At 71.1% G+C, this 25,569-nt stretch carries 26 protein-coding genes and 1 tRNA gene; 7 read left to right on the top strand and 20 right to left on the bottom strand.

Going from position 1 to position 25,569, the window contains the following annotated elements; genetic code table 11:
* The first annotated feature begins 2 nt into the window (after nucleotides 1-2).
* From ngg to T398_RS04075, 4 genes are all read left to right on the top strand, one after another.
* The gene (ngg, locus tag T398_RS04090) at nucleotides 3-1,850 is read left to right on the top strand and encodes an N-acetylglutaminylglutamine synthetase (RefSeq protein ID WP_496444684.1); all 1,848 of its coding nucleotides are present in this window, start codon (nucleotides 3-5) and stop codon (nucleotides 1,848-1,850) included.
* Nucleotides 1,847-3,040: an osmoprotectant NAGGN system M42 family peptidase gene (locus T398_RS04085; protein ID WP_496444681.1), complete on the top strand. Its 1,194-nt coding sequence runs from the start codon at nucleotides 1,847-1,849 to the stop codon at nucleotides 3,038-3,040. The genes ngg and T398_RS04085 overlap by 4 nt, the downstream gene beginning before the upstream one ends.
* Before the next feature lie 394 nt (nucleotides 3,041-3,434).
* Complete coding sequence (locus tag T398_RS04080) at nucleotides 3,435-4,364, top strand: ribonuclease Z (protein ID WP_496444679.1); 930 nt, start codon at nucleotides 3,435-3,437, stop codon at nucleotides 4,362-4,364.
* Entirely contained in the window at nucleotides 4,361-4,870 is a 510-nt protein-coding gene (locus T398_RS04075; protein ID WP_496444677.1) for a GNAT family N-acetyltransferase, read from the top strand. Before T398_RS04080 ends, T398_RS04075 begins: the two co-directional genes overlap by 4 nt.
* Nucleotides 4,871-4,944: 74 nt before the next feature.
* On the opposite strand, the gene T398_RS04070 is transcribed toward T398_RS04075, so the two are convergent.
* Both T398_RS04070 and T398_RS04065 read right to left on the bottom strand, forming a co-directional pair.
* Nucleotides 4,945-6,315 carry a cystathionine beta-synthase gene (locus T398_RS04070; RefSeq protein WP_496444675.1) on the bottom strand — a complete coding sequence of 457 codons (1,371 nt, stop codon included), beginning with the start codon at nucleotides 6,313-6,315 and terminating at the stop codon, nucleotides 4,945-4,947.
* A gap of 84 nt (nucleotides 6,316-6,399) precedes the next feature.
* Nucleotides 6,400-6,756 carry a DUF1232 domain-containing protein gene (locus T398_RS04065; protein ID WP_496444673.1) on the bottom strand — a complete coding sequence of 119 codons (357 nt, stop codon included), beginning with the start codon at nucleotides 6,754-6,756 and terminating at the stop codon, nucleotides 6,400-6,402.
* Nucleotides 6,757-6,879: 123 nt separating this feature from the next.
* Between T398_RS04065 and T398_RS04060 the strand changes: the two genes are divergently transcribed.
* The 3 genes from T398_RS04060 to T398_RS04050 all read left to right on the top strand — a co-directional run bounded on the left by T398_RS04060 (nucleotide 6,880) and on the right by T398_RS04050 (nucleotide 10,163).
* Nucleotides 6,880-7,965, top strand: coding sequence for an SGNH/GDSL hydrolase family protein (locus tag T398_RS04060; protein WP_496444671.1), 1,086 nt, complete (start codon nucleotides 6,880-6,882; stop codon nucleotides 7,963-7,965).
* Nucleotides 7,962-8,774 (top strand): SGNH/GDSL hydrolase family protein, encoded by an 813-nt coding sequence (locus tag T398_RS04055; RefSeq protein ID WP_496444669.1) that lies wholly within the window; start codon nucleotides 7,962-7,964, stop codon nucleotides 8,772-8,774. Before T398_RS04060 ends, T398_RS04055 begins: the two co-directional genes overlap by 4 nt.
* A 126-nt stretch (nucleotides 8,775-8,900) precedes the next feature.
* On the top strand, nucleotides 8,901-10,163 hold the full coding sequence (locus T398_RS04050; protein WP_496444667.1) for an acetyl-CoA C-acetyltransferase: 1,263 nt from the start codon (nucleotides 8,901-8,903) through the stop codon (nucleotides 10,161-10,163).
* Nucleotides 10,164-10,250: 87 nt separating this feature from the next.
* Here the strand turns inward: T398_RS04050 and T398_RS04045 are convergent, their stop codons facing one another.
* The 18 genes from T398_RS04045 to T398_RS03960 form a co-directional block, all read right to left on the bottom strand.
* Nucleotides 10,251-10,574: a hypothetical protein gene (locus T398_RS04045; protein WP_496444665.1), complete on the bottom strand. Its 324-nt coding sequence runs from the start codon at nucleotides 10,572-10,574 to the stop codon at nucleotides 10,251-10,253.
* 161 nt (nucleotides 10,575-10,735) lie between these two features.
* Nucleotides 10,736-11,551, bottom strand: a complete 816-nt coding sequence (locus T398_RS04040; protein WP_018727124.1) for a Bax inhibitor-1/YccA family protein — start codon at nucleotides 11,549-11,551, stop codon at nucleotides 10,736-10,738.
* 126 nt (nucleotides 11,552-11,677) lie between these two features.
* Nucleotides 11,678-11,758, bottom strand: a tRNA-Leu gene (locus T398_RS04035).
* A gap of 137 nt (nucleotides 11,759-11,895) precedes the next feature.
* Entirely contained in the window at nucleotides 11,896-13,221 is a 1,326-nt protein-coding gene (locus T398_RS04030; RefSeq protein WP_496444662.1) for an NAD(P)/FAD-dependent oxidoreductase, read from the bottom strand.
* A 98-nt stretch (nucleotides 13,222-13,319) separates the two neighbouring features.
* A complete protein-coding gene (locus T398_RS04025; RefSeq protein ID WP_496444660.1) occupies nucleotides 13,320-13,880 on the bottom strand; it encodes a hypothetical protein in 561 nt (186 codons plus the stop codon).
* A 70-nt stretch (nucleotides 13,881-13,950) separates the two neighbouring features.
* Nucleotides 13,951-15,342: a DUF58 domain-containing protein gene (locus tag T398_RS04020; protein WP_496444658.1), complete on the bottom strand. Its 1,392-nt coding sequence runs from the start codon at nucleotides 15,340-15,342 to the stop codon at nucleotides 13,951-13,953.
* Complete coding sequence (locus T398_RS04015; RefSeq protein WP_496444656.1) at nucleotides 15,342-16,349, bottom strand: AAA family ATPase; 1,008 nt, start codon at nucleotides 16,347-16,349, stop codon at nucleotides 15,342-15,344. The genes T398_RS04020 and T398_RS04015 overlap by 1 nt, the downstream gene beginning before the upstream one ends.
* Nucleotides 16,349-16,948: a hypothetical protein gene (locus tag T398_RS04010; protein ID WP_496444654.1), complete on the bottom strand. Its 600-nt coding sequence runs from the start codon at nucleotides 16,946-16,948 to the stop codon at nucleotides 16,349-16,351. Before T398_RS04010 ends, T398_RS04015 begins: the two co-directional genes overlap by 1 nt.
* A gap of 40 nt (nucleotides 16,949-16,988) precedes the next feature.
* Nucleotides 16,989-17,771 carry a DUF4129 domain-containing protein gene (locus T398_RS04005; RefSeq protein ID WP_496444652.1) on the bottom strand — a complete coding sequence of 261 codons (783 nt, stop codon included), beginning with the start codon at nucleotides 17,769-17,771 and terminating at the stop codon, nucleotides 16,989-16,991.
* 18 nt (nucleotides 17,772-17,789) lie between these two features.
* On the bottom strand, nucleotides 17,790-18,560 hold the full coding sequence (locus tag T398_RS04000; RefSeq protein ID WP_496444650.1) for a uracil-DNA glycosylase: 771 nt from the start codon (nucleotides 18,558-18,560) through the stop codon (nucleotides 17,790-17,792).
* Nucleotides 18,561-18,597: 37 nt separating this feature from the next.
* Complete coding sequence (locus tag T398_RS03995) at nucleotides 18,598-19,284, bottom strand: dienelactone hydrolase family protein (RefSeq protein ID WP_496444648.1); 687 nt, start codon at nucleotides 19,282-19,284, stop codon at nucleotides 18,598-18,600.
* Nucleotides 19,285-19,481: 197 nt separating this feature from the next.
* Nucleotides 19,482-19,973: an LppU/SCO3897 family protein gene (locus T398_RS03990; RefSeq protein WP_496444646.1), complete on the bottom strand. Its 492-nt coding sequence runs from the start codon at nucleotides 19,971-19,973 to the stop codon at nucleotides 19,482-19,484.
* Between the two features lie 151 nt (nucleotides 19,974-20,124).
* On the bottom strand, nucleotides 20,125-21,258 hold the full coding sequence (locus tag T398_RS03985) for an HAAS signaling domain-containing protein (protein ID WP_496444644.1): 1,134 nt from the start codon (nucleotides 21,256-21,258) through the stop codon (nucleotides 20,125-20,127).
* Entirely contained in the window at nucleotides 21,255-21,587 is a 333-nt protein-coding gene (locus tag T398_RS03980) for a PadR family transcriptional regulator (RefSeq protein ID WP_018218608.1), read from the bottom strand. Before T398_RS03980 ends, T398_RS03985 begins: the two co-directional genes overlap by 4 nt.
* Nucleotides 21,588-21,662: 75 nt before the next feature.
* Complete coding sequence (locus tag T398_RS03975) at nucleotides 21,663-23,399, bottom strand: alpha-keto acid decarboxylase family protein (RefSeq protein ID WP_496444642.1); 1,737 nt, start codon at nucleotides 23,397-23,399, stop codon at nucleotides 21,663-21,665.
* Nucleotides 23,400-23,509: 110 nt separating this feature from the next.
* Nucleotides 23,510-24,439, bottom strand: coding sequence for a Ppx/GppA phosphatase family protein (locus T398_RS03970; RefSeq protein WP_496444936.1), 930 nt, complete (start codon nucleotides 24,437-24,439; stop codon nucleotides 23,510-23,512).
* A gap of 45 nt (nucleotides 24,440-24,484) precedes the next feature.
* The gene (locus T398_RS03965; RefSeq protein WP_496444640.1) at nucleotides 24,485-24,997 is read right to left on the bottom strand and encodes an amino-acid N-acetyltransferase; all 513 of its coding nucleotides are present in this window, start codon (nucleotides 24,995-24,997) and stop codon (nucleotides 24,485-24,487) included.
* 1 nt (nucleotide 24,998) lies between these two features.
* Entirely contained in the window at nucleotides 24,999-25,556 is a 558-nt protein-coding gene (locus tag T398_RS03960; RefSeq protein WP_496444638.1) for a DUF501 domain-containing protein, read from the bottom strand.
* Nucleotides 25,557-25,569: the final 13 nt, after the last annotated feature.

Here is a 25,569-nt window from a genome sequence, read left to right as displayed (position 1 = left end):
CCATGTCGGGAAGCCTCGCGACCGGGGTAGCACTGGCAGATCAGGTACGGGGCCGGAGCCGTCGGTTCGAGCGGGTCGGCCCCGGCGGCGACCCGGTTGCCGCCGCGGCCACCTCAGCCAGCCCGGCCGTCGTACCCGCGGCGGAGCACGTCGACGACGCGCCCGCCGCGGGCGTCGTGCTCGACTGCGGCTGGGGCCGGTTGGTGTTCGGCCAGACCTACGCCGACCAGGCCGACGTCGCCGACGTGCTGCGCTCGGAGGCGGCCGGCGCCCGGGACATCTGCATCTACCTGGACGATCCGCACGTACTCGTCTCCCGGCTGCCGGACGAGCTGTTCATCGACCCGTCGCTGACCTTCCGGCTGCCGCTGCACGGCGAGGGGATCGCCGCCCCGGAAGTCCCCGGCCTGCGGATCCGGCCGCTGCGGGACGCGCAGGACGCCGAGGACGTCAATCGGATCTACGCGGCCAACGGCATGGTGACCGCGCCGGTGGAGGTGCTCGTCACCAACGCCACCACCGACAGTTTCCTGCACCTGGTCGCCGAGAACGCGACCGGCGAGATCGTCGGCACCATCACCGGGGTGGACCACGTCGCCGTCTTCGACGACCCGGACGGCGGTTCCAGCCTCTGGTGCCTGACCGTGGACTTCAACGCCGCGCCGCCCGGCACCGGCCAGGCGCTCATCACCGAACTGGCGGCCCGGTTGGTCAACCGGGGACGGGCGTACGTGGACCTGTCGGTGCTCGCCGAGAACGAGGGCGCGATCCGGCTCTATGAACGGCTCGGTTTCTACCGCGTCACCGCACTCTGTGTGAAGCGGAAGAACCCGATCAACGAGCGGCTCTTCCTCCCCGCCATGCCGGAGGGGTACGACGAGCTCAACCCGTACGCGCAGATCGTCGCGGACGAGGCGATGCGCCGGGGCATCCGGGTGGAGGTGACCGACCCGACCTGGGGTGAGTTGCGGCTGACCAGCGGCGGCCGGACGATCCTCACCCGCGAGTCGCTCTCCGAGCTGACCTCGGCGGTGGCGATGAGCCGCTGTGACGACAAGCGGGTCACCCGGCGGATCCTCACCCAGGCCGGGCTCTCCGTGCCGCGGGGCCGGACGGCCACCGGGGACGGGGCCGACGCCGCGTTCCTGGCCGAGGTCGGTGGATTGGTCGTGAAGCCGGCCCGGGGCGAGCAGGGCAAGGGAATCACCGTCGGCGTACACACCGCCGAAGCCCTGCGGACGGCCGTCGAGCTGGCCGCCCGATACTGCCCGGAGGTGCTGCTCGAGGAGTTGCGCACCGGTGAGGATCTACGCGTCGTCATGATCGATCATGAGGTGGTGGCGGCCGCGGTGCGCCGGCCCGCGTCGATCATCGGCGACGGGGTGCACGACATCGCCGAGCTGATCACGCGTCAGAGCCGCCGTCGGGCCGCCGCGACGGGCGGCGAGTCCCGCATTCCACTGGACGAGATGACCCGCGAGGTGGTCGCCGAAGCCGGCTACACCCTGACCGGCATCCTGCCGGAGGGCGAGTTGCTGGTCGTCCGCCGGACCGCCAACCTGCACACCGGTGGCACGATCCACGATGTCACCGCGGAGCTGCACCCGGAGATCGCCGAGGCGTGCGTGACCGCGAGCAGGGCACTGGACATTCCGGTGACCGGGCTGGACCTGTTGGTACCCGCCGCGGAAGACCCCGAGCACGTCTTCATCGAGGCGAACGAGCGACCCGGCCTGGCCAACCACGAGCCGCAGCCGACCGCCGAACGCTTCGTCGATCTCCTCTTCCCCGGGACCCGGGCACCGCAACGCCTCTGGTCCCCGGCGGGTGCGGCAAGCTCTGGAGTATGACCCCGAGCCAGCCCGTACCCCTCCCACTCGACCTCGACTACCTACGCCACGTCCTGGTGGAGCTACTGGAGATTCCGAGCCCGGCCGGCCGTACCGACCACGTACAGCAGTACGTGGGCGAACGGCTGGCGGCGCTCGGGATCCCGTCCACGCTGACCCGACGCGGCGCGCTCAGCGCCTACCTGCCGGGCCCGCGGACGACTGGGGCCGACCGGGCGATCGTGGTGCACACCGATGTCATCGGCGGGATGGTGAAGCGGCTCAAGGAGAACGGGCGGCTGGAGCTCCAGCCGATCGGGACGCACAGCGCACGTTTCGCCGAGGGCGCCCACGTCCGGGTCTTCACCGATCACCTGGATCGGGTGCTCACCGGTCAGGTGCTGCCGTTGAAGGCCAGTGGGCACCGTTACAACGAGGCGGTGGACTCCCAGGGCATCGGCTGGGAGTTGGTCGAGGTCCGGGTGGACGAGCCGGTGTACGACACCGCCGGCCTCCGTGCGCTGGGGATCGACGTGGGCGACTTCGTGGCGCTCCTACCCAACCCACAGGTCACCCCCGCCGGGTACGTGAAGTCCCGCCATCTGGACGACAAGGCGGGCGTGGCGGCGGTGCTGACCGCCTGCAAGGCGTTGGTTGACGCCGGGGTCACCCCGGCGGTCAGCGCGCACCTGTTGGTCACGGTCACGGAGGAGATCGGCCACGGCGCCTCCCACGGGCTGGATCCGGATGTGGCCGAGATCGTCTCGGTGGACGCGGCCGTGGTCGCCCCCGGCCAGCAGTCCCGGGAGGACGCGGCGACCCTGGCGATGGGCGACGGGGTGGGCCCGTTCGACTACCACCTGACCCGCAACCTGGCGGCGATCGCCCGCGAGAACGGCGTCGACCTGGTCCGGGACGTCTTCGACAACTACCGTTCGGATGTCGCGGCGGCGGTCGAGGCCGGTGCGCACGCCCGGGTGGCGCTGCTCGGGTTCGGGGTGGACGCCACCCACGGCCATGAGCGCACCCACCTGGACGGGCTGCGCCACCTGACCCAGCTGCTCTGTCTCTACCTCCAGAGCGAACTGGTCTTCCCGGAGTGGGACGCTGAGCCCGCGGGGGAACTGGTCAACTTCCCGTCGCTGGCCGTACAGCCCGCGCAGGAGGACGGACCACGCGAGGGCCCGATCGGCCTGCCCGACCTCCGCTGAGTACGCCCACCGCCCGGCGGCCCAGCACCCGGACGGCCCAGCACCCGGCGGCTACCGCGAACTCGATCCGCCTTCCGGCCGCTTGTGATCGAAATCCGTTGCCGCGGGCACAGCGCTGTGGATAGCGTGACGCTACACGGGAAAGGAGGTGGTCCAGACTTGTATAGCAATCGGACTCGTGAGGTGGCTGCCCGCTAGCCGCTGTCCTCGACAGTCGTCCACCCCACCAGGTGGGCAGTAAAGATCGTCGAGACCGTGTGGCAGCGGTGCGGCGAATCCATGACAGCCACCCGACCCCCGGGGTGCCGGCCCAGTCCAGCCGGCCCGCGCGTCAGCGCGGAAGCCCCGGGGGTCGTTCATTCCCCAGCAGCGGCCAGGGCGACAGGAGGGCGGCATGTCGACGCGGGAACTGGTGGTACTCGGGACGGCCAGCCAGACGCCGACCCGCACCCGAAACCACAACGGGTACGTCCTGCGCTGGGACGACGAGGTGATCCTCTTCGACCCGGGGGAGGGCAGCCAGCGGCAGCTGCTGTACAGCACGGTCACCGCCACCGACCTGACCCGGATCTGTGTCACGCACTTCCACGGCGACCACTGTCTCGGGCTCCCCGGCACCATTCAGCGGCTCTCCCTGGACCGGGTGCCGCACCCGGTCACGGTCCACTTTCCGGCCGGCGGTGCCGAGTACTTCGCCCGGCTGCGGCACGCGTCGAGTTTCTACGAGACCGCCGAGCTGGCCGTCGTACCGATCGCCACCGACGGGCAGCAGATCGCGATCCACGGCGGCATGCTGGAGGCCCGCCGGCTCCAACACCCGGTCGAGACGTACGGATATCGGCTGGTCGAGCCGGACGGGCACCGGATGCTGCCGGAGCGGCTGGCCGCCCACGGCATCGCCGGCCCGGCCATCGGCGAACTGCTCCGCGTCGGCCACCTCGACGTGGCGGGACGGCGGGTCACCCGGGAGCAGATGAGCGCGCCGCGGCCGGGCCAGCGGTTCGCGTTCGTGATGGACACCGGCCTCTGCGACGCGGTGTACGACCTCGCCGACAACGCCGACCTCCTGGTCATCGAGGCCACCTTCCTGGCCTCGGAGGCCGCACTCGCCGCCGAGGTTGGGCACCTGACCGCGGGGCAGGCGGCGCGGGTCGCCACCGAGTGCGGGGTACGCCGCCTCGTGCTCACCCACTTCTCCCAGCGCTACCCGGACCTGGACCGCTTTGCCGCCGAGGCCCGGGAGTACTTCGCGGGTGATCTGGTGGTCGCCGAGGACCTGACGACCGTACCGGTACCACCCCGGCGGGTACCCTCGGCCAGGTGACCGTCACGCTCCGCCCTGGGACGGTGGACGACCTGATCGCGGTCGGGGCGCTGCACCAACGTTCCCGAGCCGCCGCCTACACGCCCTTCCTGACCACCGAGACGCTGGCCGAGCCGACGCCGGCGGCGCTGGGACAGTACTGGCGAGAACGCTGGAGTCACGAGCGCGCCGACCACATGCTGACCGTGGCGGAACGGGATGGCCACCTGGTCGGCTTCAGTTACCTCGGCCCGGACGACCAGGGTGAGCCCGCCACCGGGCTGCTCCACGCGGTCTACCTGGAGCCGGCAGAGCGGGGCCGCGGGCTGGGCCGGATGCTGATGGCCGACGCCCTGGCCGAGATGCGCTCCCGAGGCTGGCGGGTCGCGGCCCTCTGGGTGTTACGGCAGAACGGACCGGCCCGCCGCTTCTACGAGCGGGACGGGTGGCGGCCAACCGGCGTCACCCAGGAGGAAATGATCGGCTCGACCCCCGCCGTGCTGCTCCGCTACCGGCGGGAGTTGTAGCTCCGGTTGGGCGAGGCGCACCGCAGGGCCCACGCCCAAGTCGGCAAGGGCCCTGCGGATTGATCCAGCGCCCGTCAGCGGGAACCGAGGTGGGCGAGTAGGTCCTGCCGAGTGAGAACCCCCTTCGGTTTGCCGTCGATCAGCACCAGAGCGGCGTCGGACTTCTCCAGCAGGGCCACCGCCTCGCTGACCGGCTGCCCACCGCCGATCATCGGCAGCGGCGCGGCCATGTGCCGCTCGATGGTGTCGTGCAGCTGCGCCTGGCCGGTGAAGAGCGCGTCGAGCAGGTCCCGCTCCGCGACCGACCCGGCCACCTCGCCGGTCACCACCGGCGGTTCAGCCTTCAGCACCGGCAGTTGGGAGACGCCGTACTCGCGCAGGTAGTCGATCGCGTCCCGAACCGTCTCGGTCGGGTGCACGTGCACCAACTCCGGCAAACCACCCGGCTTGCCGGCGAGGGTCTCGGCGATGGTCGGCTCGTTGCCGGAGTTGTCCAGGAAGCCGTACCGGGCCATCCACGAGTCGTTGAAGATCTTGGACAGGTAGCCGCGCCCCCCGTCCGGCAGCAGCACCACGACCACGTCGTCCGGCCCGGCCGTACGGGCCACCTCCAGCCCCGCGACGACCGCCATCCCGCAGGAGCCACCGACCAGCAGCCCCTCGGTCCGGGCCAGCCGGCGGGTCATCTCGAACGACGCCTGGTCGGAGACCTCAACGATCCCGTCGGCGATCTCCCGGTCGTAGGTCTCCGGCCAGAAGTCCTCACCGACCCCCTCGACCAGGTACGGCCGCCCGGTGCCGCCGGAGTAGACCGACCCCTCCGGGTCAGCGCCGATCACCTTGACCCGCCCCGCCGACGCCTCCTTCAGGTAGCGCCCGATACCGGAGATCGTGCCACCGGTGCCGACCCCCGCGACGAAGTGGGTGATCCGACCCTCGGTCTGCGCCCACAGCTCCGGACCGGTGGTCTCGTAGTGGGAGCGGGGGTTCGCCGGGTGGGCGTACTGGTTGGGCTTCCAGGCGCCAGGGATCTCCTGGGCGAGGCGATCGGAGACGTTGTAGTAGGAGCGGGGATCCGCGGGCGCGACCGCGGTCGGGCAGACGACCACCTCGGCGCCGTAGGCGCGCAGCACGTCCTGCTTGTCCTGGCTGACCTTGTCCGGGCAGACAAAGACGCACCGGTAGCCCTTGAGCTGGGCCACCAGTGCCAGCCCGACCCCGGTGTTGCCACTGGTCGGCTCGACGATCGTGCCGCCCGGTCGGAGGATCCCCGCCTGCTCGGCGTCCTCCACCATGCGCAGGGCGATCCGATCCTTGACCGACCCGCCGGGGTTCAGGTACTCCACCTTCACCAGGACGGTGGCCTGGATGCCCTCAGTCACGTTGCGCAGGCGTACCAGCGGGGTGTTGCCGATCAACTCGACGACGTTGTCGTAGTACTGCACCTGGTTGTGCCCTTCTCCTCCGGTGCCGCCGGGTGGGCGGCCGGGCAGACGATTACGGATGTCGCGCGCTCAGCCTACGTCCCGTCAGCCCGCCACCTCGCCCGGGACGACCGAAGCCTGGCGCGCCTCCCACTCCAGAAACCGCTCGGTCTCGGCGAGTACGCTGCCGGCGAGCCAGGTGACCACGACCGCGTCGTCGGCCAGCCCGAGCAGCGCCAGCCCAAGCTCCGGCAGCAGGTCGACCGGCGAGACGATGTAGGCCGTGGCGGCGGTCATCAGCGCCAGCCGGAGGCCCCCGTCATACCGTCCCCGGACGGTCGCCAGGATCATCCGGGGCAGCGCCGCCACCCGTGCCCCGAGCCCCGGACCGCCTCGTACCCCGACCACAAGCGCCCGGGCCAACGCGAGGAACGCCGCCCGCCGGTGCAGTGTCTTCCCCATCTGCTCACTCCTTCCCCTACGCCATCGTCCCGCCCCGGCGCAAGTCTGGCCGGACCTGTTCCCGGCAGCGGGGAGCCGTCTCGGGCGACGGCGTCCGGTGGCGGGTTCGCGTAATGTCGGTGCATGGGGGTCGCTGATTCCGTTGTCCCGGCCGGTCCACGCTGGCAGGTCACCTGGCGCGTCACCCGGCTGGTGGTGCTCGGCGCGGTCGCCGCGGCCGCCGCCGCGGCGACCGCCGGTGGTGTCCTGATCGGCCAGGCTCGGCAGGCACGACGAAGCATCCCCCCGGCCGAGGCGCCGCCGCCGCGCTGCGATGGAGTCTACGGGGCAAAGCTGCCCGGACCAGCGGTCACCATGGTCGTACTGGGCGACTCCTGCGCCGCCGGCTACGGCGTGCACCGCCGCCGCGAAACACCGGGGGCGCTGCTCGCCACCGGGGTTTCCCGCCGGCTACACCGACCGGTCCGGCTGCACCGGTTCGCCGTGGTGGGGGCGCTCTCCGCCGTCCTGCGCCACCAGGTCGAGGCGGCGCTCGAAGCGCGACCCGATGTCGCCGTCATCCTGATCGGCGGTAACGACGTCACCAACCGCACCCCGCCCGCCGTGGCCGTGCGTTACCTGATCGAGGCAGTGACCACGCTTCACGGCGCTGGCTGCGCGGTGGTCGTCGGCACCTGCCCGGACCTGGGGGCGATTCGCCCCATCCAGCCGCCCCTGCGCTGGCTGGCCCGCCGCTGGAGTCGCCAGCTCGCCGCCGCCCAGACGGTAGCCGTGGTCGAGGCCGGTGGCGCGACGGTCTCCCTTGGCGACCTGCTCGGTCCACGGTTCACGGCCGAACCGGCCCGGCTGTTCGCCTGGGACCGGTTCCACCCGTCGGCGGAGGGCTACGCGATGGCTGCCGCCGCGCTGCTGCCGACCGTCCTCTCCGCCCTCGGGGCAGGTCCGGAGCGGGGGGCTGGGCCATCGCGGGTCCGCGGCGTACGGTCGCTGCCGGAGGCCGCCCAGGAGGCGGCGCGGCACGCGGGGACCGAGGTCCGCGGCGCCCAGGTTCGGGGCCACGATCGCGGTCCGGCGGGTCGGTGGGCGCAGCTGCGCCGACGGGCCTTCTTCGGTGCCGTGACCCAATCCGACCCGGCCGTGGACTCGCCCCATGATGGAGGGGATGACATGCAGGAGCGGAACATTGAGCGCGGGGCGGTAGCACCGTGACTGACCACTTCCGCCCGGGCCTCTCCCGCCGGCTCGGGCGGGCCGCGGCCGGCTGCTTCGCCGCCGCGGCGGTGGGGGGTGCCGCTCTCCTGGCTGGACAGGCCGTTGCCGCCCACCATCGGCGTTATGCCCAACCCGAGCTGGGGCTGGCCCTACGGGCCACGATCGGCCAGGCCGACGCTCCCCCGTTGCGGCTCGTGCTGCTCGGGGACTCGTCCGCACTCGGGGTCGGCGTGAGCCGGCTGGCGGATACCGTCGGTGGGCAGCTCGCCCACCTGCTCGCTGAGGGGCCGGCCGGGCAGCTGGTCCACCTCTCCAGCGTGGGCGTCTCGGGCTCCCGCTCCACCGATCTGGCCACCCAGGTCGCTCGGGCACTGCTCGGCGAACGACCCGATGTGGCGGTGATCCTGATCGGCGCGAACGACGCCACCTCCCTGCGTCGGTCGACCGCCGCCGCGGCCTGCCTCGGGGCGACGGTGCACCGGCTCCGTGAGGCGCGGGTGGAGGTCGTGGCCGGTACCTGCCCCGATCTCGGGGCGGTACGCGCGATCGCGCCCCCACTACGGCACCTGGTCGGCTGGTCCGGTCGGCGGACGGCGCGGGCCCAGACCCTCGCGGTACTCACCGCCGGTGGGACGGTGGTGGATCTCGCCACCGAGGCCGGTCCGGTCTTCCGGGCCGACGCCGGCACGTTCTGCCACGACGGCTTCCACCCGTCTGCTGACGGATACCGGGTGTGGGCGCACGCCCTCTTCCCGGCGGTGGCCGCTGCCGCGACGATGGCGGCCCGGCACAGCCCGCCGCGGTGACATTTCCCGGGCCCGGCACAGCCCGCCGCGGTGACATTTCCCGGGCCCGGCACAGCCCGCCGCGGTGACATTTCCCGGGCCCGGCACGACTTCCGCCCGATGTTACTGACCGGTTAGGTTTGGTCCATGCCGATTGAGTCGTCCCGCGACGCTGTCATCGTCGCCACCGCCCGCTCCCCCATCGGCCGGGCCCGCAAGGGGTCCCTGCGCGAGTTCCGCGCCGATGACCTCACCGCCACCATCGTGCAGGCCGCCCTCGACAAGATCCCCCAGCTCGACCGGAGCGAGATCGACGATCTGTACCTGGGCTGTGGTCTGCCCGGCGGTGAGCAGGGCTTCAACCTGGCCCGCGTGGTCGCCACCCTGATGGGGCACGACGACCTGCCCGGAGCCACCCTGACCCGCTACTGCGCCTCGTCCCTGCAGACCACCCGGATGGCGATGCATGCGATTCGGGCAGGCGAAGGTGACGTCTTCGTCTCCGCTGGCGTCGAGACCGTCTCCCGGTACGCCCGGGGCACCTCCGACAGTCTGCCGCCGGAGGCACAGGCGCTGGTCGGTGGGGGCTGGGAGAACCCCCGCTTCAGCGCCGCGCGGGAGCGTTCGGCGGCGCGCGCCAACGGCGGGGCCGAGGTGTGGACGGACCCGCGGGACGCCGGCGACCTGCCCGACATCTACCTGGCCATGGGGCAGACCGCGGAGAACCTCGCCCAGGTCCACGGCGTCAGCCAGGCCGAGATGGACGAGTTCGGCGTGCGCAGCCAGAACCGCGCCGAGCAGGCGATCGCCGCTGGGTTCTGGGCTCGGGAGATCACCCCGGTGACCACCCCGGACGGCACCGTGATCAGCGCCGACGACGGTCCCCGACCCGGCGTCACGCTCTCCGCCGTCGCCCAGTTGGATCCGGTCTTCCGACCCGACGGCCGGATCACCGCCGGCAACTGCTGCCCCCTCAACGACGGCGCCGCCGCCGTAGTGATCATGAGCGCCCAGCGGGCGAGTGAACTCGGAGTCACCCCACTGGCGCGAATCGTCTCGACCGGCGTAACCGCGCTCTCGCCGGAGATCATGGGGCTCGGCCCCGTCGAGGCGTCGAAGCAGGCCCTGAAGCGGGCCGGGATGACCATTGACGACGTGGATCTAGTGGAGATCAACGAGGCCTTCGCCGCACAGGTGATCCCCTCCTACCGGCAGTTGGGCACAACGGAGGAGAAGCTGAACGTGATGGGCGGCGCCATCGCCGTCGGCCACCCGTTCGGCATGACCGGCGCACGGATCACCGGCACCCTGCTCAACGCCCTACAGTGGCACGACGCGACGATCGGCCTGGAGACGATGTGCGTCGGTGGCGGCCAGGGCATGGCCATGGTGATCGAACGTCTGACCTGAGGGTTTCGGGAGCCGGCCCGGTACGGGCCGGCTCGGCGGGTGGCGCTCAGCGGGCCGCGCGGGTCGCCGTGGCCGCGCTGGTGGCGCTCAGAGGGCCGCGCGGGTCGCCGTGGCCGCGCTGGTGGCCTGCGCCAGCGCTGCCTCCGATGCCCGGGCGGCAAGCAGATCGGCCGCCACCACCCGCAGCTGGTCCGGCAGGGCAACATCGTGGTCAAGTCGAGGCACGCGTCGGCGCGGCCGCGCCTCGGCGTCAGCCGCCAGATTCGCGAACTCCTGCACGAGCCGGTGCACGAGATCGGCCCGGGAGACATCTCCGCCGGCAGCGCTGGCGGCCCACCGTGGCTGTTGCCAGTGCCCCACCTGCCGCACGATCAGCTCCACCGTCCGCCTCAAGTCCCCGGCCTGCTCCACCCTGCCGAGTCTACGCCGGGCGCCTCGGCCGCCTGCGCGTCAATCTCGCTGACCAGCTTCGTCGCCGGGCGACGAACCGCCGCGGAGCAGCCAGCCGCGAATTGAAACGGCGATGCCCGGCCCGCTCACGGGGCTGGGCATCGCCGGTTCAGCGCAGCCGATCAGTCGTCGCCCTGGAAGTAGCTCAACAGTCGAAGGATCTCGATGTAGAGCCAGATGAGGCTCACCAGGATGCCGAAGGCGGCGACCCAGGAGTAGCGCTGCGGCAGCCCCATCCGGACGCCGTCCTCGACCTCCTTGAAGCTCAGCACGAAGCTGAGCGCCGCCACCACGATGACGACGAGGCTGAACCCGATCGCCAGCGGGCTGCCGTCGCGCAGCCCGGTGTTGATGCCGAAGAGCGACAACACCAGGTTGATCATGATGACCGCGAAGAGGCCGGCCATCACCGCGACCATGCCCTTTACGAACTTCGGGGTGGCCCGAATGGCCTTGGCCCGGTAGAGCATCGCCATCAGGAAGAAGACGCCGAAGGTGGCAACCACCGCTTGGAGCACGATGCCGTCGTAGAGCGTCTCGAAGTACTTGCTGACAGCACCAACAAGCACGCCTTCGACGACGGCGTACGCGACGACCAGCGCCGGGTTCGCCATCCGCGAGAACGAAATGATCAGGCCGAGCACCAGGCCGACCATCGCGGCGCCAATCCACGCGACACCGAGCAGCGCCTCCGGGATCATGATCCACGAGGCAGCGGCGACCACGCCGAGGATGCCGAGTAGGCTGACCGTCTTCACCACCACGTCGTCAACCGTCATGGTGTTGACGGTCGGCGGCGCAGCCGGGTAGCCGGCCTGCGTCGGGTACTGCTGGGGGTAGCCGGGCTGTCCGTACGGCCCGGTCGGGGCGTACCCGGTGGCCCGCTCACGCTCGGCCGCCTGGCCGAGCCGGGCGAGCACCGGGTTCGATGTCTTCACTGTCAGGCCTCCCTCAGGGGGTTGGTGCACGTCAACGTGCAGCATCAAGGATAAACGGCCAACCGGATTCGTGGAGATCGCACAGGGGGCGGTGTTGAACGACGCTCCGACGACGGCTGACGCAGGTGCCCGGGGCGGGGATCGAACCCGCACGCCTTGCGGCAGCCGCTTTTAAGGCGGCCGTGTCTGCCATTCCACCACCCGGGCGGGTGACACCGGCACGTCGACACGCGACGGTGCAGTGCCACCGTAGCCGGTCTTGGCCAGCAGACGTACTCGCAGTCCCAGGTGCCCGGGCGTCGCCGGGACCGCGCCGCGCCGCGGGGGCGAGCCCCGCGTCCCGGCTACCGGGGGTTGACCGGCTGGGACGCCTCGGCGAACTCCTCACGCGGATCATGCAGCTGACCGAGGGCGACCACCTCACGCCTGAGAAAGAAAGCCAACGTCCAGTCGGCGACCACCCGGACCTTCCGGTTCAGCGAGGGAATTCGGCTCATGTGATACGTCCGATGCATGAACCAGGCGGGCAGGCCCCTCATCTTGATGCCATAGACCTGCGCGACCCCCTGGTAGAGGCCGAGGCTGGCGACACTGCCGGCGTGCCGGTGCTGGTAGGGCACCGGCTCCCGGCCCCGGATGGCGTTGACGATGTTGTCGGCCATCCGGCTCGCCTGACGTACCGCGTGTTGGGCGCTCGGCGAGCAGTAGCTGCCGGGCTCCTTCGTCAGATCCGGCACCGCGGCGCAGTCCCCGGCGCTCCACGCGTCCGCCACCACCTGATCACCGTCAACGACCTGCAGCGTGGGCTGACAGGTGACCCGCCCCCGCTCGTCGCGGGGGAAGTCGGTCGCGTCCAGCATCGGCGAGGGCTTCACCCCGGCCGTCCAGACGATCGTGTCGGCCGGGAAGCTGTCGCCGTCGGAGAGCTCCACCAGCCCGTCAACGCAGGACTCCAGCCGGGTACCCAACCGAATGTCCATTCTACGCCGGAGGAGCTGCTGCACCGTGTAGGCACCCATGTCCGGGTCGACCTCGGGCAGCACCCGCTGCGTCGCCTCGACGAGCACCCACCGCATGTCGTCCGGGTTCAGCTCCGGGTAGTACCGCAGCGCGCTCCGGGTCATGTCCTCCATCTCGGCGAGCGCCTCGATGCCGGCGTAACCCCCGCCGACGAAGACGAACGTCAGCGCCCGCTGGCGCAGCGCCGGATCCGGCGTGGCCGCGGCGACATCGAGCCGATCCAGCACATGGTTGCGCAGGTAGATCGCCTCGCCAATGGTCTTGAACCCGATGCCATGCTCGTGCAGCCCGGGAATCGGCAGGGTCCGGGAGACCGAGCCGGGGGCGATGACCACCTGGTCGTACCGGATCTCGCGAGTCGGACCGACGATCGGCTGGACCGAGGCGGTCTTGGCGGCGTGGTCGATCCGGGTGACCGCGCCCACGACGACCGTGCAGCGCCGCAGCTCCCGCCGCAGCGGCACCACGGAGTGCCGGGGCGAGATGCTGCCCGCCGCCGCCTCCGGGAGGAATGGCTGATAGGTCATGTGGGGCTGCGGGTCGACCACGACAACCTCGGCCTCCCGTGGGCCGAGCTTCTTCGACAGCCGCAGCGCCGCGTAGAGCCCGACGTGTCCGGCACCCACCACAAGGATCCGCTTCGGATTCACGCCTCCATCTTTCCTCGGTGACTCGGCAAATCCCCGGCTACGGAGCCGGTTGTGACTCAACACAACCGGTGACCCCACCTAACCCGGACATACCACAGTCAGCGCCGACGGAGTAGCCACCCCAGCAGCGCAGTCACCAGCACCGCCACCACCAGCCCGGCCACCGTCACCACCTGCAGCCCCTGCGCTCCGCCGACGCCGGCCAGCTCGACCAGGAGCACGCCCAGCACCGCCGTACCGAGCAGCACGGCGACCGCCCGGAGTAGCCAGCGCAGCACCAGGGCCGGATCCACCACCGCGTCGTACGGCAGCACGGCCACCAGCGCGCACAGGGAATGGCTGAGATAGAGCGCCGCCGCCACGGCAAACAACCGCCAGAGCGCGACCGGCCGATCGTAGCCATCGATTGCCAACACCCACCCGCCCACGGTCAGCAGGGCGACGACGGTCGGCCAGATCCGCCGCGGCCCCACCGCCGGCAACAGCGCCACCACCGGCACCACCACCAGCAGCTGCCCCCGCAGGACCTCCACCGGTAACGCGAGCAACAACCCGACCAACGCACTGAAGAAGATGCCCGCCCGGAGCAGCAACGGCGCCAGCGCGATCCGGGTCACCGCGCGCCGGGCCGCGCGGGCCCGGGCGACGACGGCGTTCATCGCCGCCCGCCCTCGGCCCGGGCAACCACAGCGCACATCGCCGCCCGGCCTCGGCCCGGGCCAGCCCGGCTCACCGGGCACCCGCTCTCGGCGCAGTCGCCAGCCGAGCCACGTCCCGCAGCACCTCGTCCAGGCTGCCCGCGCCCGCCCACCGCACCACCGGCACACCGTGCTCCCGCAGCTGGCGCTGCATCGTGTCCCGATCCAGCCGCCACAGCCGGTGCGCCGCCTCCGACCACCGCCGCTCCCGCGACGGGGTCAGATCAACAGGGAGGGTATCCACCGCCACCACGAAGCGCCCCGACCAGGCCAGCCGGGCCAGCATCTGCGCGGATCGTTCCTCCAGCAACGGCGTGAGCACCACCACCAACGCATCCGAGGAGAGCAGCTGCGGTCCGAAGCCCGCGTCATGCAGCTCATCTGGGGAAGACTGGGGATGCACGTCGAGCAACCACTCCAGCACTGTCAGATAGTGGCGGCGGCCGGTGGCGGCACGTAGCCGACGGCCGGCCGGGCCGTACTCCAGCAACGACACCCGGTCGCCCCGGTGCAGATAGTGTTCGGCGATCGCCGCGGCGGCCCGAACCGTCGTGTCCAGCACCGAGGCGGCGCCCCCGACCCCACCGGAGCGGCCCGCCTCGGCGAGCACGTCGAGCAGCAGCACCACCTCGGCGTCCCGGTCGGAGAGGGTGGCCGCGACGTGCAGCTGTCGGGCCCGCAGCGAGACCCGCCAGTCCACCCGCCGCAGCCGGTCACCGGGGCCGAAGACCCGTACGCCGGCCAGCTCACCGCCTTCGCCGGGGCGACGCGAGTGGTGTGCACCAACCAGGCCCGCCGCGCGGGGCATCGCCTCCACCGCATCGAAGGGATCGGTCACCGGGTAGGTACTGACCGGGACCGCCTCGGCCACCACCGCCTGGGAGACCAGTAAGCCGAGCGCGGCGTAGGCCTGGACCCCGACGGGCCCCAGCGGGTGCCGTCCCCAGCGGCGCACGGTGCCGGCGAGCTCCACCTCGACCAGGGCACCAGCCGGTACGGCGGTCGCCAGGGGACGGTCAACGACCGACTGCCCGCCGCGCGCCGCGGCGTGGCTCGCCGCCGTACCGGCAACGGTCACCCGGTCGACCCGCAACCAACGCGACGCTCGGCTCTGCAGCAACGCGAGGTCATAGTCGACCGGGTCCGGATTACCAACGGTGATCTGCCCGGAGAGCTCGCCCCCCTCCACCTGGTTTCCCTCGGCGGCGGCGATCTGGACCAGCGGCGACGCGGCGGGCCGGCGACGCAGGGCGTACGCGGTGCCGATCGCGAACGGAGCGGCCAACACGACCAGGTCCACCCGCCCGAGCAGCACGCCGGCGATCAGGAGCAGACCGGTCAGGAGTACCGCCCGGCCGAACGCCCAGGTCGGCGTCCAGCCACCGGTCTGCTCCGGCGGTGCCGGCACGGTGGGCGAGGTCATCAGCGGACGGGCAGGCCGGTGGCGTAGCTGGGCAGCGCGCCGCTGGCCGGAGCCGGGGTGTCCGCCAGCACCTCGTCAACGACGATTGCCGGAGCGACCCGACGCAGCCACAGCTCCGGACGGAGCGTGATCCGGTGCGCCAGCGCCGGTACCGCCACCTCCTTGACGTCCTCTGGCACCACGTAGTCCCGGCCGGCCATCACGGCTCGGACCCGGGACAGCAGCAGCAGCGCCAGCGAGCCGCGCGGGGAGGCACCGACCAGCACCGAGGGGTGCTCCCGGGTAGCCGCGGTCAGCGCGACCAGGTATTGACCGATCGAGTCCTCCACCACCACGTCCTCCAGCGCGGCCTGCATCGCGCGCAGGGTCGCGGCGTGCACCACCGGTTTGATCTCCGCCTCCTCGCGACGGCGGGAAATCCGGCGGCGCAGCACCTCCCACTCCTCGCCGGGCTCGGGATATCCGAAGGAGACCCGGAGCAGAAAGCGGTCCAACTGGGCCTCGGGCAACGGGTACGTGCCCTCGTACTCGACCGGGTTGGCGGTGGCGAGCACATGGAACGGCTCATCCAGCCGGTAGGTGACGCCCTCCACCGAGACCTGTTTCTCCTGCATCGCCTCCAGCAACGCGGACTGGGTCTTCGGCGGAGTACGGTTGATCTCGTCGGCGAGCAGCAGGTTGGTGAAGACCGGCCCGGCGCGGAAGGCGAAGTCCCCGCTGCGCTGGTTGTAGAGAAAGGAGCCGGTGACATCGGCGGGCAGCAGGTCCGGAGTGAACTGGAGCCGCCGGAAATCGAGCCCGAGGGCCTGGGCGAAGGACCGGGCGGTCAGCGTCTTACCCAGCCCGGGCAGGTCTTCGAGCAACACGTGCCCGCCGGCCAGAATCCCGGCGAGGACCAGCTCCAGCGCCTCCCGTTTTCCGACCACGACCTCGCCCACCGCGTCCAGCACCGCGTGGGCAAGGTGGCCGACCTCCGTGGCGGGTAGCTTGCGGTCCACGTCGTTCATCACAGTTTCTCCAGTTCGGCGACGATCGCCGCGAGCTCGCGCGGCGACGGCGGGCGGCGAGGCGGGTGCTCCAGGAAGGTAGCCAACCGATCACCGAGCAGGGCGCGGGCGCGGGCGGGATCCGACCCGCGGGTCACCCCGTGCCGCAGCCGGATCCGTTCGTCGGCCAGCTCGCCGAGTCGGGGCAGGATGGTCCCGTTGAACCGCTTGGCCCGGGTGGCCGCCCAGTCCAGCGGGCTCTCCCAACTGTTGATCGCCGCGCCCAGCGCGTCGTGTTGGTCGCCGCGACTCCCGCGGGGCTCGGCCGGGTCGGACAGGGCCAGGTGAACGGCCGGCGACGCACGTGGTGGGCGGAGCGCCCGAACAACCTGGCGGACCAGGAAGAGCGCGAGTACGCCAGCGACCAAAACCGGCAACGACATCTGAAGCCCGACCGCACGTAGACCGGCGACCACAACGACCAGCACGGCCCCGACGCCGGCCAGGTTACGCAGCAACAGCCGCAGCGGTTGGTCGCGAGCCGAACCCCGGCGTGGGCGCCGCTGCGGGCTCCGCTCCTCCGCGCCGCTGAATAGGTCGTCGATGCTGGTGCCGCTCACCGCGACACCTCCTCGTACCCGGTCCGGAGCCCTCGGTTCATCACGCCGACCCCTCCCCGCTCGCGCCGGCCAGCGCGGTCAGCTCCCCGCGGAGCCGACGCAACGCGGCCCGGGCCTGGTCCCGGGTACGCTCGTCCACTGGCCGGGTAGCGTAACGCGCCTCCCGGTAGACATGCGCGAAATCGGCCAGCACGTCGGCGCTGGCGATCGCGGGCACCCCGGCGGCCGGGTCACCCCGCAGGAGGCGCACCACCAGCTCGGTGGGGGTGTCGCCGGCCAGTTGACGCACTCCGGCGCTGGCGGCGGCTTCCTCCAGGCGAACCCAGCAGGCGATGACCACCGTACGCGGATCGGTGCCGGTGTCGTCGAGGTCGACCAGGCCGGCGTCGAGCGCGGCGACCACCTCGCGGGCCGTGCCTTCGGCCGTGCGCGGGACCCGCCGCTCGGGGCGGCGCCGAGAGCCTCGGCGCAGCACACTGCGCAGGAGCGTCCCGGCGAGGACGCCGGCAACGGCCAGCCCGGCCAGCCCGAGCAGCGCAAGGAGTGCGCTTCGCAGCCAGTCGGGGCGCTGCTGGCTGTTCAGCTCGCCCGCGTCGCGCGGTTCTACCGGGATCGATGCGGCCGGCTCGGCCGTCGGGTATTCCGGGACGAGCGGCAGCTGCTCGGCCGCGGGCGGGATGCGGCTGGCCCCGAGCGACGAGTGCGCGGCCGCGGCGGTGGCGGCGGCCAACAGGAGCAGCACCGCTGCGAGCGGCCACCACCGGCGCAGCACGCCAGTGTCGGCGGGAGCCGAGGATGCGGATCGGCGCTTCCGGTCCGTCATCGCAATGCCCCGCAGCCCTTACTCCACCCCGGCCAGTCGTTTCGCCCGGGCGAACACGTCGTCCAGCATCTCTGGTGTCAGCCGCCCGGTGAAGGTGTTCTGCTGGCTGACGTGGTAGCAGCCCAGCAGATCCGGTGCGCCGTTCCCGGACCAGTGTGCCCCATGCGTGAAAGCGGGTCGCGGGCTGGGCGGGGACATGCCGTACGCCCGGTGCAGAGTCGGCCACCACGCGGCCCAGGCGAAGGCGCCCAGCGCGACCACAACCCGCAGGTTCGGCCGGAGCAACGCGACCTCGCGGTGCAGCCAGGGCCGGCAGGTATCGCGCTCGCCCGGGGTGGGCTTGTTAGCCGGCGGCGCGCAGCGCACCGCCGCGAAGACTCGGGTGTGGCGCAGGGTCAACCCGTCGTCGGCGGCGACGCTGGTCGCCTGGTTGGCCAGCCCGGCCCGGTGCAGGGCGGCGAAGAGGACATCGCCGGAGCGGTCGCCGGTGAAGACCCGGCCGGTCCGGTTGCCGCCGTGCGCGGCCGGTGCGAGGCCAAGAAGGGCGATGCGGGCCCTCGGGTCGCCGAAGCCGGGCACCGGGCGCCCCCAGTACTCCTGTTCCCGGAAGGCCGCGCGTCGGGTGCGGGCCACCTCTTCCCGCCAGTCGACCAGGCGGGGGCAGGCGAAGCAGTCGCTGATCGCCGCATCGAGTGCGGCGAGGCTGGTCGCCCCGGCCGCGGTCCCGGCTACCTGCTCGGGGGTGCGTGGCCGGGCTGCGACCGCGGGTACCCGCGGCAGGCGCCGCATCCCGGCGGGTGTTCCGCCGGGATACACCGATCCGTGGTCAGCCAAGCTTCGCCCGGAAGAGTTCCAGGGTGCGGGCCCACGCCGTGGCGGCGGCCCGTTGGTCAAAGTTCTCCGGCCGGTCCTCGTTGAAGAAGGCGTGCGCGGTGCCCGGGTAGTCGTAGGTCTGACAGGCGCCGCCACCAGCCTCGATGGCCCGACGAACGAACTGCACGCCGGGGTCGGCCGCGGTGCCGTCGGCCTCGCAGCAGTGGATGGCGGCGGCCTTGCCCGCGTACTCCGCCCCCTCCGGGCACGTCCTCTCCCCGGGCAGCCGGGGGTAGAAGGCCGAGGTCGCCACGATCCGCTCGGTGCGGGCAACGGACCAGAGCGCCAGGCTGGCCCCGGCACCGAAGCCGACGCAACCGATCTTGCCGGCAACCTCCGGCCGACTTGCGAGGTAGTCGGCCGCGGCGGCGACGTCCGCCGCGGCGGCGTCCAACTGCCCGCTGTCGAGTAGTTGCCGGGGTTCCTCCGGCTTGCTGGCCGGCCCGCCGCGCCGCAGGTCCGGGGCGAGGGCGACGAAGCCGGCCTCAGCGAAGCGGTCAACCACCGCTCGGACGTGCGACGCCAGGCCCCACCAGTCCTGGATCACAATGACCGCCGGGCTGGCCGTACCGCCAGGCGGTACCACGAGATACCCCTCGCCCGTACCACCGTTGCACCGGTACGTCACCATGTCGCCCATCGGCCGTCCTCCTAGCGGTCAGTCATCGTTGGCTGGTCGCCCAGTGGTCCTACGTGCCGGTAGCCTGCCACGCCACACGGGCCCCGGGAAGACACCGGAGAAGTGGCGTTCACCTCCCGGACACCAATCGATGGCTCGGGGATGGCGACGGCGGCGCGGTTCCACCGCGCCGCCGTCGCCATCCTCCCGTACGCCGCTCAGGAGTTGTCGGTCAGGCAGAGCAGATAGCCCGTCTTGCCCGGAGTGATGGTGCTGAGGATGTAGTACTCCTCGTTCTCCTGGAAGAACTGGTCGCACGCTTCGCCGGACTCGGCCTGCGCCTCGGTCTGATCCTCTACGCGACCGACGACCTTGTACCTCGCCTCGGCGGAGGCACAGTCAACGACCTTGCCACCGTCGACCGCCTCCATCTCGTCGCTGCTGATCGTGGATAGCTCGCCGATGCAGTCGCCAGCCTTGGCTTCCGCGGTCTCGTCGGTCCCGCCGAGCACCGTGCCGAGGCCGAACTTGAGGCCGGCGACCACCAGGAACGCGACGATCGCACCGACGATGCCGAGGACCTTCTTGCGACCGGACTTCCGAGCCGGCTCTGGGGCTGGGGCGCCGGCCTGGGGCACACCGGTGGGCGGCTGCATGCCCGCCGGCTGCGGGACGTCGGGGTTGGCGGGGGGTACGACCTGCTCCGGCACGGATTTCCCTTCCAGGGGTTAGTAGTGCGGAGGAAAACGTAAACGATCAACAACCCGCTTAATGCCCCGCGGCCTCATCCTTTCGGTCATTTACGTCGCTACTAACTGCGACTTATAGCCCCGAAACGAGCGTCGGCACTTCCCGGAGCGCTCAGCCGGTGGGCGCGACACCCGGCGCGGGCGCGGATGTCGGCGGGATCTCCGGCGTGGTCGGTGCGGTCTCCGTTGTGGGCGACGGGATCTCCGGCGTGGTTGGTGCGGTCTCCGTTGTGGGCGACGGGGCCTCCGGCGTGGTTGGTGCGGTCTCCGTTGTGGGCGACGGGGCCTCCGGCGTGGTTGGTGCGGTCTCCGGCACGGTTGGCGGGACAGCCGAGTCCGGTTGGACCGTTCCGGGTGGAGCGGGGAGAGCCGGCGGGGACGCGTCAGCCGTGGGCCGCGGTCCGAACGGTGCCAGGTCCGGGCAGTACGGGTAGGCGCGCAGCAGTGGATTGGCGTTGCCACCCAGGTCCCGCAGGTCAGGGCAGTCCGGGTAGCCGAGTCGGATCGGATCGCCGTTCTGGTCGAACAGCCGCGCGTAGTCCACCAGCTGGCCCTCGCTGTCATAGACGAAGACGTCGCGGATGTGGTCGTACTGACTGTCGACCGAGATCGGGGTGTAGTAGTTGTCCGAACCGCGCCGATCCTCCAGGTGAGCCAGCGCCGCCAGCCCGAACCCGACGAGCACCAGGTTACCGAGGACCAGCAGCCGTCCCGACCAGATTCGCGACCCGCGGTCCCGGCGACCGAGCATGACCGAGGCGACGACCAGGGCCGCCAGGATCATCAGGCCAAGCGACAGGTGGCCGCCGACCCTGGGCAGTAACCCGATTCCATTGAGACCAGTGGTGAGCACGGCCAGCAGCAGGGCCGCGAGGTAGCCGCGCAGAATCCACCAGCCCGGGGCGAGTAGGTGCAGGAAGGCGCGCACCGTCGGATACCCGAGGGGTGGGCCGAGTTGCCGGTCGAGCGCGTTCAGCCGGGCACGGACCCGGTCAACGACGGCGGTCAGCTCACCGGTCGCCGACCGGCGACCGGTGCCGACCCCGGCGGCGATCCGCAGCTCAACGGCGTACGCCGCCGGCTCGCCGAGCCGTTCCACCAGCGTTCCGTCGGACTCGGCGGCCACCACGGCGAGGTGCTCTGGCAGGTCTTCGGTCAGCTCGTCGCGGACCGCCGGCGTCAGGTCGGTCAGGGCGCTTCGAACCTGGGTGACGTAGTCGGCTATCTCCCGCTCAGTGACGGTCATGCCGCCCTCCCCCGATCGTCGAGCAGCGTGTCCATGGTGCTGGCGAATGAGCGCCAGAGCTTGCCGGAGCGCGCGATTTGGTCGCGGCCGGCGGCGTTCAGCGAGTAGTACTTGCGGTGTGGCCCGGATTCGCTGGGCACCACGTACGTGGTGAGCAGCCCCGCCGCGAAGAGGCGGCGCAATGTGCCGTAGACGGAGGCGTCGCCCACCTCGGTCAGGCCGGCGTCGCGCAGGCGACGCAGGATGTCGTAGCCGTAGCCGTCCTCTTCCCGAAGCACCGCGAGGACAGCCAGGTCCAGCACGCCCTTCAAGAGCTGTGTGGTGTCCATACAAAAGACAGTACTATTCAATGCACAGTAGCGTCAACCGGCCGCGCGGAGCAGCTGCCAGCACGGCCCGCCGGACTAGTTGAGCCCGCTCCAGGGCAGGCGAGCCGGAGCGGGAAACTTCGCGTGATAGATGGCGGCGGAGGCCTCCCGGCTCCACTCCGGCATGCCTTCGGGCACATCCGTCGGATCGACGATCACCTCGACGAAGGTCAACCGCTCCGGAGGCTCGTCGAGATCGGCCAGGACATCGGCCAGCTCGGCCTCGGTGCGGACCGTGCGCGCGACGAAGTCCCCTTCCGCCGCAAACACCGCCAACAGCTTGTTGTACCGCCAGTTGGGTATCTCAGCATAGCCCTGAGACTCTTCCCCCACCGCTTTCTCGAGCACCCGCTCGGTAGCGTAGCCACAATTATTGACCATGACGATTAGCGACGAATGACCGAAGTTGAACATCTGGCCGATCTCCTGCGGGGACATCTGCACTCCACCGTCACCGGTGATCGATACCACCCGCCGGTCCGGTCCAGCGACCCCGGCACCGAAAGCGGCAGGAACAGCGTAGCCGGCCGAGCTCCAGATTGGCCCCGCCACAACCGATGCCCCGGTCGGCAGACGCATCATCTCCAGGCCAAAGAAGGCGGTCCCGACCTCCGCGACCACCACGTCCCCCGGCCGCAACTGAGCCTCGATCGCCGGCCAGAGCCGTTCGTGAGTGATCGGCGTATTACCCACCCTGTCCAGTTCGGACAGGCCCTTCGCCGGGACCACCCCGCTCGACCAGCCGCACGTACGACGGACAGCCAGCTGGTGCAACCGGCCCAACGCCGCAGCCATGGAGATCGGGCCGAAACGGGTACCGGCGACCGATGCGGCATCCGGCCCCAGATTAATGATCCGATCCGGATCCAGCTCCGCGGTGAACAGGCCATTCCAGTCCATGAACGTGATTCCCAGACAGACCACGACGTCGGCGCCTTCGACCACTTCCCGGACCGCGTCCCGACTCTCCAAGCCAGAATAGACCCCGACGTAACGGGAGTCAGCCTCGTCAAACAGACCCCGACCGAGCGCCTGCGCGGCAACGGGCCAGTTGCACTCGCTGGCGAACGCGGCGACAGCCGGCCCCAAGCCCAGCCGGATCGGCACGTTTCCCACCAGCAAAACCGGCCGCTGGGCGCCAGCGAGCCGACGCTGCGCAGCAGCCGCAAACGCGTCCAGTTGCGCCGCGTTGGTGACCGGCTCCGGGCGCCGGAAAGGTCGCGCCGGGCGCGGGACCGAAGCCACCGCCACGTCCCCCGGAATTCGGATGTACACGGGACGCTGCTGCGACCAACACTCGCCCAGCACCCGATCAATCTCCCGCAGCGCATGCTCCGCGGTCAACGACGTTTGGGCAACCGTAACCTCGCACGCCATCCGGGCCCAATGGTCAAAGTCGCCATCCACGAAAGAGTGATGAACCGAGGTGCGGCGGCGCATGATCTCGGTCGAAGGGCCACCGACGATCGAAACGACGGGTACAGACTCGGCCATCGCGCCGGCCAGGGCGTTGAGCACCGACAGCTCACCCGGACCGTACTGGGTGGCAGTTGCCCCGATGCCAGCAATCCGCGCGTAGCCGTCCGCGGTGTAGCCGGCGTTGAGTTCGTTGGAACTGCCGATCCAGTCAATGCCGTCGAAGGCCATGACCTGATCGGTGAATTCCATTGCATAGTCGCCCGGCACCCCGAATATGTGCCGCACACCGAGGTCGTGCAGGCGACCAAGTAGTAGTTCACCGACGGTGACCGTCTCCTCCTTCCCGCCCACCATGCTCCCTTCGCCACGAAAGCCTGACCATGAAACAGTCTCAGCCTATCCGGACCATCCGAAAATCTGGGCTGGTTCGGCCGTATTGCGAAGGGAACCGTTCGGTGTCGGTCCTACCGCAGGCTGTAGGCGATACCGTCCAGAATGTCGTGCTCGGAGGCGACCACGAAGTCCTTTCCCGAACGCTCCATAATCACGCGAAGCACCAGGGCACCCGCCGCGATCACGTCGGCCCGCCCCGGATGCATCACCGGGATCGCCAACCGCTGCGCACGCGTCGCCACCAGCAGATCAGCCGTCACCTCCGCCACCGCCCGATGCGACACCCGGGCATGGTGGATACGCTGCGGGTCGTACCCCGTCAGCCCTTCGGCGATCGCGACCACCGTGGTGACGGAGCCAGCGACCCCGACCAGCGTGGCGGCCTCCCGACCGGGCACCGCATCGAGCGCCCGGTCCACGGCAGCCACGATGTCCGCCTCGGCCGCCCTGATCTCGGCCGGATCCGGTGGGTCACCCTGCAGATGCCGCTCGGTCATCCGGACACAACCAATGTCCACCGAGATCGCGGCGTCCACACCACCGCTGCTGGTGCCCACGACGAACTCCGTCGAACCACCGCCGATGTCGACCACCAGGTACGGCTCCCGGGTCGAGCCGGACAGGCCACGAACTGCCCCGGTGAACGAGAGCCGCGCCTCCTCCTGCCCGGTCACCACCTCCGGGGCGACCCCCAGCGTCCGCTCCACCATGTCGCGGAAGTCGGCGGCGTTCTCCGCGTCCCGGGAGGCCGACGTGGCACACATCCGCACCCGGTCGACGCCCGACTCCTCGATCTCGACGGCGTACTCCGCCAGCGCCACCCGGGTCCGCTCGATCGCCTCCGGGGCCAACCGACCGGTGCGGTCCACGCCCTGGCCCAGCCGAACGGTCTCCAGTCGGCGGCTCAACTCGACCAGCGGTGCGCTCGCTCCGGCGCCCGGATCCGGCAGGTCGGCGACCAGCAAGCGAATCGAATTGGTCCCGCAGTCGATGGCGGCCACACGCGTCGTCACGCCCGCAACCCTATGGCAGGCCAGACGGCCGACTCAGAGCCGCAGCAGCATTCGGGTGTTGCCGAGCGTGTTCGGCTTGACCCGCTCCAGGTCGAGGAACTCCGCGACACCCTCGTCGTACGAGCGCAGCAGTTGTTCGTAGACCGGGTATGGCACCGGCGCCCCGTCGATCTCGGTGAACCCGAACTGACCGAAGAAGCGAGTCTCGAAGGTGAGCACGAAGATCCGAGCCACCCCCAACTCCCGGGCACCGTCGATCAGGCCGCCCACGATCTGGTGCCCGATCCCGCCACCCCGACAGCTCGGGTCGACCGCCACCGTCCGGATCTCTGCCAGGTCCTCCCACATGACGTGCAGGGCGCCACAACCGACCACGTCTCCGGTGGGTGTCACCGCGACCCGGAACTCCTGCACGTGCTCGTAGAGGGTCACGGTCGCCTTGCTGAGTAGCCGCCGACCGTCGGTGTACGTGTCGATCAGCCGCCGGATCCCCCGAATGTCCGCCGTCCGGGCTCGACGGACCACGAGTCCGCCGGCAGCAGTCATCTCACTCGTCCGCTGGCGTGGCCACGCATGGCCCTCCCGCCCACCACGGCTCGACCAACCGCAACACCTCGTCTCCGAACGGGTTGACACCGGGACCGGCGGCGAGCGCATGCCCGAGGTGCACATGCAGGCACTTGACCCGATCCGGCATCCCGCCGGCGGAGATTCCGGCGATCTCCGGCACGTGACCGATCGCCTCCCGGCGCCGGAGGTAGTCCTCGTGCGCGGCGCGATAGCGCGCGGCCAACTCCGGATCCGCCGCGAGCCGGTCGGCCATCTCCTTCATCAGCCCGGCGGACTCCAGCCGGCTACAGGCCGCCGTCGCCCGGGGACAGGTCAGGTAGAAGAGCGTCGGGAAGGGCGTGCCGTCGGCGAGCCGCGGCGTCGTCTCCACCACGTCGGGCATGCCGCACGGACAGCGGTGGGCCACCGCCCGGGTGTCCCGCGGCGGACGGCCCAGCTGCCCCGCCACCGCGGCCAGGTCGGCTGGGGTGGCCGGCTCGCGTCGCGGCAGCGGTACGGAGGATGCCGCCGGCTCCTGCGGTGGTACGACTGTCACGGTGTCCTTCCTG

Source organism: Salinispora goodfellowii, assembly GCF_059570675.1.
The sequence above is the reverse complement of the archived record's forward strand: the minus strand, read 5'-3'. Positions and strand labels throughout refer to the sequence as shown.